The 15,880-nt window shown below is 38.9% G+C and carries 19 protein-coding genes; 17 read left to right on the forward strand and 2 right to left on the reverse strand.

Going from position 1 to position 15,880, the window contains the following annotated elements:
* The first annotated feature begins 51 nt into the window (after positions 1-51).
* From R2Q84_RS12275 to R2Q84_RS12305, 7 genes are all read left to right on the forward strand, one after another.
* Positions 52-471: a cobalamin B12-binding domain-containing protein gene (locus R2Q84_RS12275; protein WP_316816836.1), complete on the forward strand. Its 420-nt coding sequence runs from the start codon at positions 52-54 to the stop codon at positions 469-471.
* Positions 472-474: 3 nt separating this feature from the next.
* Positions 475-1,257, forward strand: a complete 783-nt coding sequence (locus tag R2Q84_RS12280; RefSeq protein ID WP_316816837.1) for an enoyl-CoA hydratase/isomerase family protein — start codon at positions 475-477, stop codon at positions 1,255-1,257.
* Between the two features lie 159 nt (positions 1,258-1,416).
* Positions 1,417-2,817, forward strand: a complete 1,401-nt coding sequence (locus tag R2Q84_RS12285; protein WP_316816838.1) for a sigma-54 dependent transcriptional regulator — start codon at positions 1,417-1,419, stop codon at positions 2,815-2,817.
* 12 nt (positions 2,818-2,829) lie between these two features.
* Positions 2,830-3,882: an AI-2E family transporter gene (locus R2Q84_RS12290; protein ID WP_316816839.1), complete on the forward strand. Its 1,053-nt coding sequence runs from the start codon at positions 2,830-2,832 to the stop codon at positions 3,880-3,882.
* Between the two features lie 52 nt (positions 3,883-3,934).
* Positions 3,935-4,204 carry a YtxH domain-containing protein gene (locus R2Q84_RS12295; RefSeq protein WP_316816840.1) on the forward strand — a complete coding sequence of 90 codons (270 nt, stop codon included), beginning with the start codon at positions 3,935-3,937 and terminating at the stop codon, positions 4,202-4,204.
* A gap of 24 nt (positions 4,205-4,228) precedes the next feature.
* A complete protein-coding gene (locus R2Q84_RS12300) occupies positions 4,229-4,612 on the forward strand; it encodes a phage holin family protein (RefSeq protein WP_316816841.1) in 384 nt (127 codons plus the stop codon).
* Positions 4,587-5,042: a hypothetical protein gene (locus R2Q84_RS12305; RefSeq protein ID WP_316816842.1), complete on the forward strand. Its 456-nt coding sequence runs from the start codon at positions 4,587-4,589 to the stop codon at positions 5,040-5,042. Before R2Q84_RS12300 ends, R2Q84_RS12305 begins: the two co-directional genes overlap by 26 nt.
* 55 nt (positions 5,043-5,097) lie before the next feature.
* Here R2Q84_RS12305 and aspS read toward each other — a convergent pair whose 3' ends face one another.
* On the reverse strand, positions 5,098-6,843 hold the full coding sequence (aspS, locus tag R2Q84_RS12310) for an aspartate--tRNA ligase (RefSeq protein WP_316816843.1): 1,746 nt from the start codon (positions 6,841-6,843) through the stop codon (positions 5,098-5,100).
* A 192-nt stretch (positions 6,844-7,035) separates the two neighbouring features.
* On the opposite strand from aspS, the gene R2Q84_RS12315 reads away from it, so the two are divergent.
* The 4 genes from R2Q84_RS12315 (at position 7,036) to R2Q84_RS12330 (ending at position 10,878) form a co-directional block, all read left to right on the forward strand.
* Positions 7,036-7,827, forward strand: a complete 792-nt coding sequence (locus R2Q84_RS12315; RefSeq protein ID WP_316816844.1) for a TerC family protein — start codon at positions 7,036-7,038, stop codon at positions 7,825-7,827.
* 8 nt (positions 7,828-7,835) lie between these two features.
* Positions 7,836-8,885: a nucleoid-associated protein gene (locus R2Q84_RS12320; protein ID WP_316816845.1), complete on the forward strand. Its 1,050-nt coding sequence runs from the start codon at positions 7,836-7,838 to the stop codon at positions 8,883-8,885.
* A gap of 178 nt (positions 8,886-9,063) precedes the next feature.
* Positions 9,064-10,608: an MFS transporter gene (locus R2Q84_RS12325; protein ID WP_316816846.1), complete on the forward strand. Its 1,545-nt coding sequence runs from the start codon at positions 9,064-9,066 to the stop codon at positions 10,606-10,608.
* A gap of 21 nt (positions 10,609-10,629) precedes the next feature.
* A complete protein-coding gene (locus tag R2Q84_RS12330; RefSeq protein ID WP_316816847.1) occupies positions 10,630-10,878 on the forward strand; it encodes a DUF6814 family protein in 249 nt (82 codons plus the stop codon).
* Between the two features lie 196 nt (positions 10,879-11,074).
* On the opposite strand, the gene R2Q84_RS12335 is transcribed toward R2Q84_RS12330, so the two are convergent.
* Positions 11,075-12,259 carry a class I SAM-dependent rRNA methyltransferase gene (locus R2Q84_RS12335; RefSeq protein ID WP_316816848.1) on the reverse strand — a complete coding sequence of 395 codons (1,185 nt, stop codon included), beginning with the start codon at positions 12,257-12,259 and terminating at the stop codon, positions 11,075-11,077.
* Between the two features lie 190 nt (positions 12,260-12,449).
* On the opposite strand from R2Q84_RS12335, the gene R2Q84_RS12340 reads away from it, so the two are divergent.
* From R2Q84_RS12340 to rpsB, 6 genes are all read left to right on the forward strand, one after another.
* On the forward strand, positions 12,450-12,785 hold the full coding sequence (locus tag R2Q84_RS12340; RefSeq protein ID WP_316816849.1) for a tRNA-binding protein: 336 nt from the start codon (positions 12,450-12,452) through the stop codon (positions 12,783-12,785).
* 15 nt (positions 12,786-12,800) lie between these two features.
* Entirely contained in the window at positions 12,801-13,274 is a 474-nt protein-coding gene (locus tag R2Q84_RS12345) for a nucleoside deaminase (RefSeq protein WP_316816850.1), read from the forward strand.
* Positions 13,275-13,394: 120 nt separating this feature from the next.
* A complete protein-coding gene (locus R2Q84_RS12350; protein ID WP_316816851.1) occupies positions 13,395-14,000 on the forward strand; it encodes a superoxide dismutase in 606 nt (201 codons plus the stop codon).
* A gap of 178 nt (positions 14,001-14,178) precedes the next feature.
* Complete coding sequence (gene rplM, locus R2Q84_RS12355; RefSeq protein ID WP_316816852.1) at positions 14,179-14,622, forward strand: 50S ribosomal protein L13; 444 nt, start codon at positions 14,179-14,181, stop codon at positions 14,620-14,622.
* Positions 14,623-14,633: 11 nt separating this feature from the next.
* Complete coding sequence (gene rpsI / locus R2Q84_RS12360) at positions 14,634-15,020, forward strand: 30S ribosomal protein S9 (protein ID WP_316816853.1); 387 nt, start codon at positions 14,634-14,636, stop codon at positions 15,018-15,020.
* Between the two features lie 18 nt (positions 15,021-15,038).
* The gene (gene rpsB / locus R2Q84_RS12365; RefSeq protein ID WP_316816854.1) at positions 15,039-15,863 is read left to right on the forward strand and encodes a 30S ribosomal protein S2; all 825 of its coding nucleotides are present in this window, start codon (positions 15,039-15,041) and stop codon (positions 15,861-15,863) included.
* Positions 15,864-15,880 lie beyond the last annotated feature (17 nt).

Raw genomic sequence — 15,880 nt, forward strand, 5'->3', positions numbered from 1 at the left:
CATAAAACCGCTAATTTACTTACATTTACAGCCTACTTATTAGCATAAAATATGAGCAATGCATTAAAAAGGCCCATTCGGGTTTTAGTGGCGAAGGTTGGATTGGACGGTCATGATCGCGGTGCAAAAGTAATCGCAACTTCTTTAAGAGATGCTGGTATGGAAGTGATTTATACAGGATTGCGTCAGACACCGGAGATGGTGGTCAATGCAGCATTACAGGAAGATGTAGATGCTATAGGTGTTTCCATCTTATCTGGAGCGCATATGACGGTCTTCCCAAAAATCATTGACATTATGAAGCAAAAAAATGTATCGGATGTTTTGCTTACCGGTGGTGGGATTATACCAGAGGGAGATATGGAAAAGCTTAAACAGATTGGTGTGGGCGAATTGTTTGCGCCGGGTACTACAATGGAGACTATCGTTAACTATATTAAAAACTGGGTTGCTGAGCACCGAAATTTTTAGAACATGATCTATAAAAACATTCTATCGGAATTAAAAGAACAGATTTTATATGTTACCATCAACCGGGAACATAAATTAAATGCTTTAAATAAGGAGACGCTGGCAGAGCTGGCCGATGTAATTTCGTATGCAACCGGCGAAGATGAGGTGCGAGGAATACTCTTAACCGGAGCTGGCGAAAAGGCTTTTGTTGCCGGAGCAGATATTTCCGAATTTTCAGATTATAATGGGGAGCAGGGAGAAGCGTTGGCACGAAACGGTCAGGAGCAGGTTTTTAATGCGATGGAAAACTGTCCAAAACCTATTGTTGCAGCCATTAATGGCTTTGCGTTAGGCGGTGGTCTTGAACTAGCTTTAGCATGTCATATTCGTATTGCTTCTGATAATGCAAAGCTGGGGCTCCCTGAAGTTTCTCTTGGCTTAATTCCAGGATATGGTGGCACGCAACGATTGACTCAAGTGATTGGTAAAGGAAGAGCGTTGGAGATGATCGCAACAGGCGAGATGATATCAGCGGATCAGGCGGAGAAGGTAGGACTGGTTAATCACGTTGTTCCACAGGCGGAGCTAATTGCGAAAGCAGAATCACTGCTGGGCAAGATCAAATTAAGAGCCCCTTTAGCGGTTGCCGCTGCAATAAAATCTGTCAATTCTACAAACAATTTTGGTGTAAATGGATTCGAAATTGAAATTAAAGAATTTGGGAAGTGTTTTAACACAGCAGATTTTAAAGAAGGAACCTCCGCTTTTTTAGAGAAGCGAAAACCTGTCTTTTCTGGAAAATAGTCTTTAAAACAGCCTGATGGCTGTTTTTTTATGCCCGAGCCTTTTTCTAGCGTAAGTTTTATATCTCTTTGTGGGAATGGTCTCGCGAAAAGTGTAGAGAATATTTCCCATAACAAAAAAACTCTCTATATTTATCTCAGTATTATTCAATAAATACTTATGAGAAAAATATTGATTGTTGACGACGAAATAAATATTGGGATACTGTTGTCTAAATTTTTAACGCGAAATAACTTTAGCGTTTCAACAGCTACAAGTGGTGTTTCGGCGATGGAATATCTGTCCAAAGAGTATTACGATTTAGTCTTATGCGATTATCGGCTTGAAGATACAGACGGGAAAGAGATGCTGATCAGAATCAAAGAAAAGTATCCTAGAACCGGAGTAATCATCATCACCGGGTATTCAGATATTAAGCTTGCTGTAGAGTTGATTAAACTTGGAGCATATGATTATATAACTAAGCCGCTCTACCCGGATGAGATTTTAAATACGATTAATAAATCTATAGAAACTCAGATTGCACTAAATGCCGGGCCGCCTGCAGAAATTTCTGAGACGCCGAAGCAAAGGATTCAAAAGCAGATATACAGTCAAACTGATAATTTTGTTGCCGGACAAAGCAATGCTTCCAAACAATTGTTGAAACAGATCCAGTTGGTTGCCCCTACTTCTTATAGTGTAATTTTAACTGGAGAAAGTGGTACAGGGAAAGAATCCGTTGCAAAAGCAATCCATTTAAATAGCCCAAGACGTGACAACCCATTTGTGGCGATGGACTGTGGTTCCTTAACAAAGGAATTGGCAGGGAGTGAGTTTTTTGGACATGAAAAAGGATCCTTTACAGGTGCGCTGTATACAAAAATTGGCCATTTTGAAATGGCCAATGGAGGCACGCTTTTTCTGGACGAAGTAGGGAATCTGTCCTATGATATTCAGGCAGCTTTGTTAAGGACAGTTCAGGAGCGTAAAATCAAAAGAATAGGGAGTACCAAAGAAATTGATCTGGATGTCCGGATTATTGTAGCTACCAACGAAAATTTGGCTAATGCTATTCAGAAGGGAAAATTCAGGGAAGATCTGTATCACCGTTTTAACGAATTTTCCATTGATCTTCCGCCTTTAAGTCAACGTGGAAGAGATATCCTGATCTTTGCCAATACGTTCCTTGAAGTAGCAAATCAGGAGCTTGGACGCAGTGTATTAGGCTTTTCACAAGAAGTAGAGGAGTGCTTTTTAACTTATAACTGGCCGGGTAACGTACGGGAGTTGAAAAATGTAATCAGACGCGCTACCTTACTCACTGAGTCACAGGAGATTCAATTGAAAGCGCTTCCTCTGGAAATATCCACTTATGCTAAGGCGAATGCAATAGAGTCAACTATGTCACGCACAGAAAAGCCACGGGATCTAAAAAATGCAGCGCTGGAAGCGGAATACGAAGCTATCCTGAAAGTATTAAGGGAGGTTAATTTTAATAAAACGAAGGCGGCAAAGATTTTAAATATCGATCGTAAAACACTTTACAATAAAATGAGAGCCATTAACCTCGAAAAATAACATCGGTTATATATGTCAATATTCAACTATAAGCAGCGAAATAATATTAACCTGGTTATAATTATAGCATTAGGATGTTTAATTGCATATTCTTTACAAGGAATTTTCGGATCTATTCTAAGTACGCTTGTCTTATTTACCATTCTGCGACCGGCATATATTTACCTGGCTGAAGAAAAACAATGGAATAAAAATTTTACTGCCGTTTTATTGTTGATTGTCTCTGTGGTCGTCTTGATTCTGCCGTTTTACGCATTAAGTGCTATGGTACTTGAAAAGATTGCCGAACTGCAAAATGATCCGGCTTATTTCAAGGATCTGGTTTTTAAAATTCAACATTTGGTACCTGTTGGAGATGATATACAGGCGTTAATAGGCGATGGACTTAAAAAGGTTGGTGTTTGGGCTACGGAATTATTCCCCTCTTTAATTTCAGGAGCTTTTAACATTGTTCTGGGGCTTATGCTAATGTATTTTTTATTGTATTTTATGTTGGTAGAGCGGGAACGTTTTGAAAATGCGCTGATAAAGTATGCGCCATTCAGGGCTCAAAATTCACAACGATTTGCTGAAGAGATGCGTAACACTACCTACGCCAATGTACTTGGACAAGGTTTTATTGCATTGGTGCAGGGATCTTTATTAAGTCTTGCTTTTTATATATTGGGTTATACCGATCCTATATTTTGGGGAGTCATTACGACCTTTATTTCTTTCGTTCCGATATTAGGACCGCCAGTAATATTTGTCCCTGCAGCATTAATTCAGATGGCAAATGGTAACAATTTTGCTGCATGGGCGATGTTAATATTCGGCTTTGTAGTCCTGATCAACATAGATAACATCCTTAGATTTATTATTGCAAAAAAAGTTGGAAATATTCACCCTATTATTACTGTAATTGGCGTAGTTATTGGTATACCCTTATTCGGAATACTTGGACTGGTTTTTGGTCCGCTCTTGTTATCATATTTTATTTTATTGATTAAAATATTCGAAACAAGCTCAATGGCTTCGGAAAGATTGGAAAGAATTAAAACAATTTCTGAGCACGGGGAGTTATAATAATGGTGTCCCGGATAAATTAATATATTGTTAACCACAAAATTTAAATATTATGAATGATAATTCAAAAGTGTTAGTTGGACTATTGGCTGGTTTGGCTGCCGGAGCTGCACTGGGCTTACTATTTGCTCCGGAAAAAGGAAGTGAAACGAGAGATAGATTAAGCCAGTCTCTAAAAGACCTTGGTGACTCCATCAAAGATAAGGCTGCGGATGAGATCAATAACCTTAATAACTTAAAAGACAAAGTTGTTACCTCTGTTAAAAGCAAACTTCGTCAGTCTGAGGACGAATTTGTTGATGATGATTTGGAACACGCCTAAAAACTTCGCGAAAACTACTTAATAATGCAGGAGAATAAAGAAAAGAGTATCGAAGATTTGTTTGACGACGCCAAGGACTACGTAGATACCAGGGTAGAGTATACCAGGTTGTACCTGGTAGAAAAGGTCTCAAAAATATTTGCAGACATCGTAACTAATGCAGCAGTAATCATCTGTTTTGTTTTAGCCTTTTTGTTTGGTACCCTTACTTTAGCTTTGTTTTTATCTGATATACTAGGCAGTTATGCGCGCGGATTTGGTTGTGTTGCTATGATCTATCTCCTTTTAGCGCTTATTGTATACTATGCTAAAGACAAGTATATAGAAAAGGCGATAATTAACTTTACCATCAGAAACTATTTTAATAAACTGGCTGATAAGGATGAAGAAGAAGAGCAGAAGATATAACATAAATAATTTAGAAGAGCTGCACGCCATGGTGAACAGTCTGAAGGCTGAGCATCAGGTAAAGGGAGATTTGTTGTTAGAAGACAGTAAGAGCTATCTTAAGCAGTTTACTTTAGGTGGATTGATTAAGAAGTATGCTACTCCTTCAGCGTTTCTTAAAATTGATGATAAACTGAACATAAGCAGCAGTATTATGTCTATGGTACTGCCCTTTTTAATGAACACTACTTTGTTTAAAGGTTCAGGGTTTTTAACTAAAACTCTGGTTGGTCTGGCTTCTAATAAAGTCGGCAAAACGTTGGATGCAGAACACTTGTCTGCGATATTCAATTCTGTAAAGTCCTGGTTTAGCACTTCTAAAAAGAAGAAAGAACAAAATCTACCTCAATATGTAGACTATGGGATTCCTCCAGACAGCGAAACGTATTAATAAAGCATAAAAAAGAGCTTCATGATGTCATGAAGCTCTTTTTTATGCTTTAGAATTAAAGCGTAGACTTTATTTTTAATTCATTCAATTGTTTCTCGTCAATTGTGGAAGGACTATCGATCATTACATCTCTGCCTGAGTTGTTTTTCGGGAAGGCAATTACGTCACGAATACTGTCCAGACCGGCAAAGATGGAGCACAACCTGTCAAAACCAAAAGCAATACCACCATGAGGAGGAGCACCGAACTCAAATGCATCCATTAAGAACCCGAATTGTTTTTGGGCCTCTTCTGCAGAGAAACCAAGGTGCTTAAACATTAATGCCTGCAAAGCCCTGTCATGGATTCTGATAGAGCCGCCGCCTACTTCAGTTCCATTGATAACCATATCATAAGCATTTGCCCTAACCTCGCCGGGTTTGGTGTCAAGCAAAGCAATATCCTCTGGCTTCGGAGAAGTGAAAGGATGGTGCATGGCATGATAGCGTTCAGTTTCCTCATCCCACTCCAGCAAAGGAAAGTCAAGTACCCATAAAGCGCTGAATGTTTGTTTGTCGCGAAGACCTAAACGGCTACCCATTTCCAGGCGTAGTTCGCTCAATTGTTTTCTAACCTTTTCAGTGTTTCCTGCCATTAGTAACGCTAAATCCCCAGGTTGGGTGTTTAGGGTCTCCGACCATTTTTTAAGTTCTTCTTCGTTGTAAAATTTATCTACTGATGATTTTAAAGATCCATCTTCATTATGTCTTAAGTAAATTAAGCCTGTTGCGCCGATCTGCGGACGTTTGATAAAGTCAGTTAATTCATCAACTTGTTTCCTTGTGTATTGTGCGCAGCCTTTAGCATTGATGCCAATAACAAGTTCTGCCTGATCAAAAACAGGGAAATTTTTACCTTTTACTACCTCGTTCATTTCTACAAACTGCATGTCGAAACGGGTATCTGGTTTATCAGAACCATATAAACGCATAGCATCGGCATACTGCATTCTTGGAACTTCAGGTAAGTCAAAGCCTTTGATCTCTTTAAATAACGTACGGATCAGTCCTTCAAAAGTGTTTAATATATCTTCTTGTTCAATAAACGACATTTCACAGTCAATCTGGGTAAACTCAGGCTGTCTGTCCGCGCGTAAATCCTCATCTCTGAAGCATTTAACGATCTGAAAATATCTATCAAAACCAGAAACCATCAATAATTGCTTAAAGGTTTGAGGTGATTGAGGCAAGGCATAGAATTCGCCTGCATTCATTCTGCTTGGTACAACAAAATCCCGGGCGCCTTCAGGTGTCGATTTGATCAATACAGGTGTTTCCACCTCGATAAAGTCTAATCCATCTAAATAACGACGGACAGCCTGGGCAATTTTATGTCTTATGATCATATTATTGCGCACCGGATTGCGTCGTAAATCTAAATAACGGTATTTCATCCTTAGATCATCACCACCATCAGTCTCATCATCAATTAAAAACGGGGGCAATTTCGCTGCATTTAATACTTCGAGGGCTGTAATTTTTATTTCAACATCGCCAGTTGACATTTTAGGGTTTTTGTTCGAGCGCTCAACTACTTCCCCAGTTGCTTTAATTACAAATTCGCGTCCCAAATTACGGGCTGCTTCACACAATTCACGGTTATCATCCATATTGAAAACCAATTGGGTGATGCCGTATCTGTCACGGATGTCTATAAAAGTCATTCCGCCTAAATCTCTTGATTTCTGTACCCAGCCACACAGGGTTACATTTTCTCCCAGGTTCTTAATGGTTAAAGCACCGCAAGTAGTTGTTCTTAACATTATTATTAAAGTATTAAGTGGCAAAAATATTCATTTTGAACCACATATTTCAAACCTCAATCAATTTAGCATGTTATATTGGAAATATTTCAAGAAAGGCTGTTTATTTTGAAAATATTGCAATGACAGATGAATTAGGGAAGCTCAGATTATAATATTGTTTTTATATCTTCGCATACATTATTTTTACACATGGAACTTTTAAGTAGCCCAGAGGCATGGATCTCGCTTTTAACCCTAACGATTCTTGAGATTGTTTTAGGAATAGATAACATTATTTTTATCTCTATTCTGTCAGGAAAACTACCTGCCCATCAGCAGAAAAAGGGGCGGCAAATAGGTTTGGCTTTAGCTATGATTACCCGGGTATTGTTGCTTTTGTCATTAACATGGGTGATGACCCTCACAACTCCGCTATTTAATTTAGGTACCCTGATAAATATCACCGATGCAGAATGGTTGGATAAACTAGCAATTTCAGGCCGGGATTTAATCCTGATTATAGGAGGGCTGTTCCTGATCTATAAAAGTACTCATGAAATTCATGACAAGCTGGAAAGCGAAGAAGAGAAAGAACTTAAAGGTAAGGTGTACTCCTTCAGTGGCGTAATTGTTCAGATTTTACTACTTGATATCGTTTTCTCATTAGACTCTGTAATTACGGCAGTTGGCATGGCGGAACATGTAGAGATTATGATCACTGCGGTAGTTATTGCTGTAATTATCATGATGGTATCTGCAAGTGCAATCAGTAATTTTGTGAACAACCACCCAACGGTAAAAATGCTTGCATTATCATTCTTATTGCTGATTGGAGTTTCTTTATTGGCTGAAGGTCTGGATCAACATATACCAAAAGGATACATCTATTTCGCGATGGCATTCTCAATTCTGGTTGAAATGCTAAACCTGAAAATGAAGAAAAATGCGCAGAAGCCAGTTGAACTGCGGAATACACCTAACGAAAACGAGACAATAGACTAATTTTATTAATGATTTCTTTTTTTGAGGCCTCATTGGCCGAACTATCTATACACCGTATCGGAAATAAGTCCGAGGATGAATTTTACGTATTGTCTGAAAAATCCATTGCGATCAGGGACATTACGTTAAGCAATTTATTGCAACAGTATTTTCTGAGTCCTTATGAAAAGGTAAATGAGGTCTATCGGTTTATACATCCAAATGGCGATTTGAATTTGAATGAAGCCTATCATTTCGCTACAGAGATATTTGCAAATGGGGAGACTTTTCATGAAAATAGCAAACAACTGGCTAAGTACCTATATGATGTTTCTGGTCATCCGAAAATTAAATCTGGAGAGTTATATGTTGCGTATTTTGAGAATGTGCAAATAGAAGGAGAGCTTCATGATGCCATTGGAGTGTTTAAATCGGAAACAAAAGAAAGCTATTTAAAAGTCTTTCCAGAACAGGATGGTTTTGGCTTATCCTACGAACAGGAAGCCGTCAATATCAATAAATTAGATAAAGGCTGTTTGATCTTTAACACTGACAAGGAAGAAGGTTTCAAAGTTGCTGTAATTGATCAAAGAAGTGCTGAAGCTGTTTATTGGAAAGATGAATTTTTAAAGCTTAAAATCAGAAATGACAGTTTTAATCAAACTGCAGGTGTTTTGGGTGTTTACAAAAGCTTTGTAACGGAGAAGCTTGATGAGGAATTTGATATTTCTAAAGCCGATAAAATTGACTTATTAAATAAGTCGATGAAATATTTCAAAGAGAAGGAAAGCTTTGACCTGGAAGAGTTTTCTAACGAAGTTATTGGTAACGCCGAAGGGATTGAGTCCTTTAAAAATTATAAAAAGAGCTTCGAAGAAGAGTTTGATCAACCAATTCCAGACAGCTTTGATATTTCCGGGGCTGCGGTAAAAAAACAAGCAAGGGCTTATAAAAGCGTATTAAAGCTGGATAAGAACTTTCATATTTATATTCATGGCGACAAGGAGCTGATTGAAAAAGGTTTTGATGATGATAAATCAATGAACTATTACAAAGTTTTCTTCAGGGACGAAGAATAACTCTTGACTTGATGAATGGCATTATTTAATGATAATGCCATTTTGTAAATAAAATCGCTTAAACATTTCTATTTTGTAAAAAAACGTTTAATTCATTTAACATTTTTACGAAAATGCTTTGCTCAAACTTCGGAATAAATTGTAGATTTAATTTTTAAGTCAACCTTTTAAACCAAATATGAGCCAGGAACCACAACAAACCGGTATCTTTAAAGTTATCGGCGCCTCGTCACTGGGGACGCTAATCGAATGGTACGATTTCTATATTTTTGGAAGTCTTGCTACTATTATAGGATCACAATTATTTCCTGCAGATGCAGGCGCATCAGCTTTAATCAATACACTGGCTATTTTTGCCGCTGGGTTCATTGTACGCCCTTTTGGAGCACTATTCTTCGGAAGATTGGGAGATCTTATTGGCCGGAAATACACTTTTTTACTTACGCTCGTATTGATGGGAGGTTCGACATTTTTAATCGGATTAATTCCTTCCTATTCTAGTATAGGCTATGCCGCACCGATTTTAGTGTTAATTTTAAGATTGGTACAAGGACTGGCACTTGGAGGAGAGTATGGTGGAGCGGCAACTTATGTGGCAGAACATGCACCCGCGAATAAAAGAGGATTTTTTACCAGCTGGATTCAAACTACTGCAACAGGAGGATTATTCCTGTCGCTGGGTATCATTGTGTTAACCAAGAATTTTGTGGGCGCTGAGAGTTTTGCGGACTGGGGCTGGAGAATTCCGTTTCTGCTTTCCATTTTACTTGTTGGTGTTTCTATCTATATCAGGTTGAAAATGCATGAATCACCGATGTTTACCAAATTGAAATCCGAAGGCAAAGTTTCTAAAAACCCATTAAAAGAAAGTTTTAATAATAAGGCGAACTTTAAAATGGTATTACTCGCTTTATTTGGAGCAACTATGGGGCAGGGGGTAGTCTGGTATACAGGCCAGTTTTATGCTCAGTCTTTTATTGAAAACACATGCCATGTCGATTTTAACGATTCCAGGTATATCTTGTTATGGGGAATTGCCTTTGCGACGCCATTCTTTGTTATTTTTGGTTCCTGGAGTGATAAAGTAGGAAGAAAGTGGATCATGCTTGCTGGGATGTTGCTTGGCGTTATATTTTACCGCCCCATTTATCAGATCTTTCTTGACGATACCGATGTTACAAAAATTGAACAACGCGATATTAAAGAAATCACAAATCCGGTAGTTACGCGTACGGCTATTGCTGGCACCACAGATAGTCTGATTAGTACCTCGTCAACGGTTACTTTGCTCGATGGGATGTCTTTCCAGAAAATCCAGTCGCACACTAAGTTTGCTGATTCCAGTAAACCCATAGCGGAATTGCCCGATGCTTATAAAGATAAAAAACTATCTACGCCTGTTTTCTGGAAATTTGTATTCTTAATTTTCTTTCAGATTTTATTGGTGACAATGGTTTACGGGCCAATTGCGGCATTCTTGGTTGAATTGTTCCCTACGAAAATTAGATATACGTCAATGTCCCTGCCTTATCACGTTGGTAATGGGGTTTTTGGCGGATTGGTGCCGTTTATCGCAACGCTTATCGCTAGTTTTTCCGGATCAACGCCATTGTCTGGGTTGTGGTATCCTATTGGTATTGCCGCGTTAAGTTTGTTAATTGGTGCGGTTTATTTGTCGAATAAAAGACCTGATCACAACGAAACTGAATCTGAAAGTCATTAACGAATTTAAAATATTAAGCTCATGAACGCATTAAAAAAAGCATTAGGATTAGTTTGGATCATATTGGGCCCGGTATCCGTGATATTCATGTTTATGCAGGCCTTTGAAAAAATTGGGCTAGCAGAAGAAGGAGTGCATAAGACCAATACAGCACTGCAATGGGGAATCATATTGTTCATCTTTATTCCCATCAGTGCGGGGCTTGTTATATTTGGCTATTATGCAATGAAAGGGGAGTATGATAAACTGCCGGACGACGATAGTTTATAATATCTGCTTAGGGTTAAAAAGAAGGCTCCTGGATCTTCAAAACATGATCCAGGAGCCTTCTTTTCTAGATAAGTTGCCATCGCTGATATAAAAAAGTGAATTAAAACTGGCTGAACGGCCTCACCTCGTACAGACTCGCCTCAAACTCGTAGGTAAGTCGCTCTAAACTCGTATTTTTTTACTCAGAAGTATAATATTACAGCACTCTTAATAACAAGCCCTTTAAATATTCACCCTCAGGGAAAGAAATTCGAACCGGATGGTCCTCGGGCTGGTGAAATTGCTTAATAATCTGTACTTCCCTACCTGCATCTAATGCAGCCCATGCAATAATTTGTTTAAAAGTTTCCAGGTCTACTGCTCCCGAGCAAGAATAGGTAGCCAGTATACCGCCTTTTTTAAGTAGTAACATACCAAGCCTGTTTAGGTCTTTATAGGCCCTCGCAGCACGATCTAATGCTGATCTGGACGGTGCATATTTTGGCGGATCTAATACAAGCACGTCGAAAGTCTTTCCTTCATCCTTAAACACCCGGAGTTGTTTGTTTACATCCGATTGAATGCTGCTTTGTTTATCCTTGCTAAAGCCATTTAATTCAAGGTTGTGTGCTAAGGTTTCAATAGCCAGAGCTGAGCTGTCTACACTAGTTACGTGTGCCGCTTCATATTTTAGGCTATTCAGGGTAAAACCGCCACTGTAGCAGAAACAATCCAGGACAGTTTTGTTTTTTGTATATGCAGCGAGGATCTGTCTGTTATCTCGCTGATCACAGTAAAAGCCCGATTTTTGTCCATCGGCAATGTTGATGTGATAAAGAACTCCATTTTCTTTTACTTCGATAAATTCAGGAGGTGTTTCGCCCCAAAGCAAACCTTGTACCGGCTCAAGGTTCTCGTGTTTACGAGCACCTGCATCACTTTTGTCAAATATTCCTTTAGGGTTTAATTCCTGTCTTAATATATCAATGATGTCTTCCTGTATCGCTTCTATCCCTGCGCTCAAAACCTGGAGGGATAAAAAGTCAGCGTATTTATCTACAATTAGTCCCGGTAGAAAGTCAGCCTCACTAAATACGAGTCTGGAGGTATTGGTATCTTCGTTTAATACATGTGAACGTGAAGCTATAGCGCTTTTAATTTTTTGAGCATACCAGTCTTTGTCTATCGCGGTACTCTCATCCCATTCCAATAGACGTAGTGCTACTCTTGATTGATCGTTGTAATAAGCGTATGCCAGAAATCCTTTTTCAGCGGATCTTACCGTTACGACTTCTCCATTAGCTGGCTTCCCTTTGATTTTGTCTATCGCGCCAGAAAAAATCCATGGGTGGCGCAGTACGGCGGCTTTTTCTTTGCCTTTTTTAAGTATTACATCGATCATGATGCAAAAGTAAAGGAAAAATTGAGCATTCTCCTCGAAGACTGAGCCTTTCGCCGAAAAAAGGCGAAAGTGCTGCTGATTTCTCGTAGGAGCTAAATTTTTTGAAAAGCAGACGAAAGTGCTTCTTAAGTAGGGGTAGGATTGGTTTTGAACATCTTTATTCATAGTTTTAGATTTTTAATAAATGAATATGGAAGAGATAACCTGGAATGATTTTGAAAAGGTAGAGTTACGTGCTGGTACAATTCTGGAGGTTTTTGATTATCCGGAAGCCCGCAAGCCTGCTTATAAGGTGAAAGTTGATTTCGGAGATTTCGGTATTAAGATGAGTAGTGCGCAGATTACTGCACATTACACAAAAGAAGCACTGGTCGGGAAACAGATTGTGGGGGTAGTAAATTTCCCGAGAAAACAGATAGGAAAATTTATGTCGGAGTTTTTGGTTACAGGTTTTGCTGATGAAAGCGGGAATATTGTGTTAACGACATTAAATGGTCGAGTGCCTAACGGTAGTAAAATGATATAATGCTATCTTTGAGCCATGAGTTTTTATAATTTTTCAGAGGGAGAGGACCCGGGAGCAGAAGATGAGCACTATATGCGGCTGGCCTTACATGAGGCGCAAAAAGCTTTTGATGCGGAAGAGATTCCTATCGGTGCGATAGTCGTGTGTAAGGGGCGTATTGTTGGTCGTGGCTATAATTTGACTGAACAGTTAAACGATGTTACTGCTCATGCCGAAATGCAGGCATTTACAGCGGCCTCGCAAACGCTGGGGGGTAAATACTTAAAGGAATGTACGCTGTACGTAACCATCGAACCATGCGTGATGTGCGCAGGGGCCAGCTATTGGACACAGATTGGCAGGATGGTATATGGAGCAAATGAGCCTAAAAGAGGTTTTACCACTAAAGGCGCCAGCCTGTTACATCCTAAGACAGTTGTAAAAAGTGGTGTGCTTGCGGAGGAATGTGGTGCTTTGATGAAAAAGTTCTTCGAAAATAAAAGAGGTTAAACTTGACAAAGTATTGAACAAAACTTAACCCTTGATTGTTATATTTGCTGTGCAAGCCCTCATTATGTGAAACCATGAGGCATAAATTAAAATATTATTTAAACTTTAATCATAATTAATATGGCTTTTGAATTACCTGCGTTACCATACGCAACAGATGCATTAGAACCGCATATCGATAAACAAACTATGGAAATTCACCATGGTAAACATCACCAGGCTTACGTTACCAATCTAAATAAAGCTTTAGAAGGCAAGCCAGAGGCAAGCCAAAGCATAGAAGAAATCGTTAAAAATATCTCTAAGTTTCCTGCTGCAGTAAGAAACAATGGTGGTGGTCATTACAATCACTCTTTGTTTTGGGAAGTTATTGGGCCAAACAAAGGAGGTGAGCCTACAGGTGAACTTGCTGATGCAATCAATGCAGCTTTTGGTTCTTTCGCAGATTTCAAAACTAAATTTGCTGAAGCGGGTGCAACTCGTTTTGGTTCAGGATGGGCTTGGTTAAGCGTTGGTGCAGATAAAAAATTAGTTGTTTCTTCTACCCCTAATCAGGATAACCCTTTAATGGATGTTGCTGAAGTAAAAGGCACGCCGATTTTGGGTATGGACGTATGGGAGCATGCTTATTACCTGAAATATCAAAACAGACGTCCTGATTATATCGCTGCTTTCTGGAGCGTTGTAAACTGGGATGCAGTAGCAGATCGTTTCAAAAAAGCGTAATTTGTCGGCTGTTTTATAACAGTATAAATCATATTGAAATGCCTCGACGGAAACGTTGGGGCATTTATTTTTTAATAATATTTCGTCAACTGTTTGGTAATTAAATATTTCTATCTATCTTTGCAGTCCCTAAAATTTAGGGGAATAAATAATTGTTTAACAAATTAAATACAAGCAAGTGAATACGTTAAGTTACAAAACTGTCTCTGCCAATGCAAAAACTGTTAACAAACAGTGGGTTGTTGTGGATGCTGAAGGCGAGATTTTGGGGCGCTTGTCATCGAAGATCGCTATGATCATCCGTGGTAAAAACAAGCCTGAGTACACCCCACACGTAGACTGCGGTGATAACGTTATCGTTATTAATGCAGACAAGATTAAGTTGACCGGAAATAAAATGAACGACAAAGTTTACATTTCTTACACTGGTTATCCAGGTGGTCAGCGTTTCATTTCTCCAAAAGAGTTAATGGCGAAACATCCAAAGCGTGTTGTTGAGAAGGCTGTACGAGGTATGTTACCTAAAACTAAATTAGGTGCAAAATTGTACACAAACCTTTTTGTTTATGCTGGTGCTGAGCATCCTCACGCAGCGCAATCACCAAAAACCATTAAACTTTAATTAAAGAAGAAATGTCAGTTACTAATACTTCAGGAAGAAGAAAAACTGCAGTTGCTCGTATCTATTTAAAAGATGGCAACGGCACCATTACCGTAAACGGTAAAGATCACAAAGAATATTTCCCAACATTGCCTTTACAATACATCGTTAACCAGTCGTTCGAAGTAGCAGAACTTATTGGTCAGTATGATGTAACTGTAAATGTTGCCGGTGGTGGCGTTAAAGGTCAGGCAGAAGCTGTTCGTTTAGCTATTGCTAAAGCTATTGTTGAATTAGATGCTGAGAAAAAACCAGCATTACGCGCTAAAGGGTTAATGACCCGTGATATGCGTATGGTTGAGCGTAAGAAACCAGGACGCAAGAAAGCACGTAAGAAATTCCAATTCAGTAAACGTTAATCTTAAGGAGACAAAACAATGGCAAGAACTACATATCAAGACTTACTGGATGCAGGTGTACACTTTGGTCACCTTACCCGTAAATGGAACCCAAAAATGGCCCCATACATTTTCATGGAGCGCAATGGTATCCACATTATAGATTTAAATAAAACTTTAACTAAAACTGAAGAAGCTGCTTCAGCAATCAAACAGATCGTTAAATCTGGTCGTAAGATTCTTTTCGTAGCTACTAAGAAACAAGCTAAAGAAATCGTTGCTGATCAAGCAAAAAAAGTAAACATGCCTTACGTAACAGAACGTTGGTTAGGTGGTATGTTAACTAACTTTGCTACTGTACGCAAGTCAATCAAGAAGATGGTTACCATCGATAAAATGACTAAAGACGGTACTTATTCGATTCTTTCTAAGAAAGAGCGTTTAATGATCCAGCGTGAGCGTATCAAATTAGAAAGCTTATTAGGTGGTATCGCGGACTTAAACCGTTTACCAGCTGCTATCTTCTTAATTGACGTTAAAAAAGAACATATCGCTGTTAGTGAAGCGTTGAAATTAAACATTCCAACTTTTGCAATGGTTGATACAAACTCTGATCCTTCTAACATCGATTTCCCTATTCCAGCGAATGATGATGCTACTAAATCTATCTCTTTAATTACTGATGTAATCATCAAAGCAATTGAAGAAGGTTTAGATGAGCGCAAACGCGAAAAAGACGAGGAAACTGAAAAAGAAGCTGTAGCTGCTAAAGCTGCTGCTGATACTCCGGAAGCTGCTGCGCCTGGTGCAAGAAGAAAAAAAGTTGAAGCTGATACTGAAGAAGGTACAAGCGAAGAAGCTTAAATGATATAATTTGGGTT

Source organism: Pedobacter nyackensis (genome assembly GCF_032678475.1).
GTDB classification, from domain to species: domain Bacteria; phylum Bacteroidota; class Bacteroidia; order Sphingobacteriales; family Sphingobacteriaceae; genus Pedobacter; species Pedobacter nyackensis_A.

Bases quoted from the DNA above. Each gene is read 5' to 3' on its own strand.
- R2Q84_RS12295 (WP_316816840.1), top strand. From the start codon at position 3,935: ATGAATGATAATTCAAAAGTGTTAGTTGGACTATTGGCTGGTTTGGCT.
- R2Q84_RS12330 (WP_316816847.1), top strand. From the start codon at position 10,630: ATGAACGCATTAAAAAAAGCATTAGGATTAGTTTGGATCATATTGGGC.
- R2Q84_RS12350 (WP_316816851.1), top strand. From the start codon at position 13,395: ATGGCTTTTGAATTACCTGCGTTACCATACGCAACAGATGCATTAGAA.
- R2Q84_RS12315 (WP_316816844.1), top strand. From the start codon at position 7,036: ATGGAACTTTTAAGTAGCCCAGAGGCATGGATCTCGCTTTTAACCCTA.
- R2Q84_RS12340 (WP_316816849.1), top strand. From the start codon at position 12,450: ATGGAAGAGATAACCTGGAATGATTTTGAAAAGGTAGAGTTACGTGCT.
- R2Q84_RS12275 (WP_316816836.1), top strand. From the start codon at position 52: ATGAGCAATGCATTAAAAAGGCCCATTCGGGTTTTAGTGGCGAAGGTT.
- R2Q84_RS12290 (WP_316816839.1), top strand. From the start codon at position 2,830: ATGTCAATATTCAACTATAAGCAGCGAAATAATATTAACCTGGTTATA.
- R2Q84_RS12285 (WP_316816838.1), top strand. From the start codon at position 1,417: ATGAGAAAAATATTGATTGTTGACGACGAAATAAATATTGGGATACTG.
- R2Q84_RS12305 (WP_316816842.1), top strand. From the start codon at position 4,587: ATGAAGAAGAAGAGCAGAAGATATAACATAAATAATTTAGAAGAGCTG.
- R2Q84_RS12335 (WP_316816848.1), bottom strand. From the start codon at position 12,259: ATGATCGATGTAATACTTAAAAAAGGCAAAGAAAAAGCCGCCGTACTG.
- rpsI (WP_316816853.1), top strand. From the start codon at position 14,634: ATGTCAGTTACTAATACTTCAGGAAGAAGAAAAACTGCAGTTGCTCGT.
- R2Q84_RS12320 (WP_316816845.1), top strand. From the start codon at position 7,836: ATGATTTCTTTTTTTGAGGCCTCATTGGCCGAACTATCTATACACCGT.
- R2Q84_RS12345 (WP_316816850.1), top strand. From the start codon at position 12,801: ATGAGTTTTTATAATTTTTCAGAGGGAGAGGACCCGGGAGCAGAAGAT.
- R2Q84_RS12300 (WP_316816841.1), top strand. From the start codon at position 4,229: ATGCAGGAGAATAAAGAAAAGAGTATCGAAGATTTGTTTGACGACGCC.
- aspS (WP_316816843.1), bottom strand. From the start codon at position 6,843: ATGTTAAGAACAACTACTTGCGGTGCTTTAACCATTAAGAACCTGGGA.
- R2Q84_RS12280 (WP_316816837.1), top strand. From the start codon at position 475: ATGATCTATAAAAACATTCTATCGGAATTAAAAGAACAGATTTTATAT.
- rpsB (WP_316816854.1), top strand. From the start codon at position 15,039: ATGGCAAGAACTACATATCAAGACTTACTGGATGCAGGTGTACACTTT.
- R2Q84_RS12325 (WP_316816846.1), top strand. From the start codon at position 9,064: ATGAGCCAGGAACCACAACAAACCGGTATCTTTAAAGTTATCGGCGCC.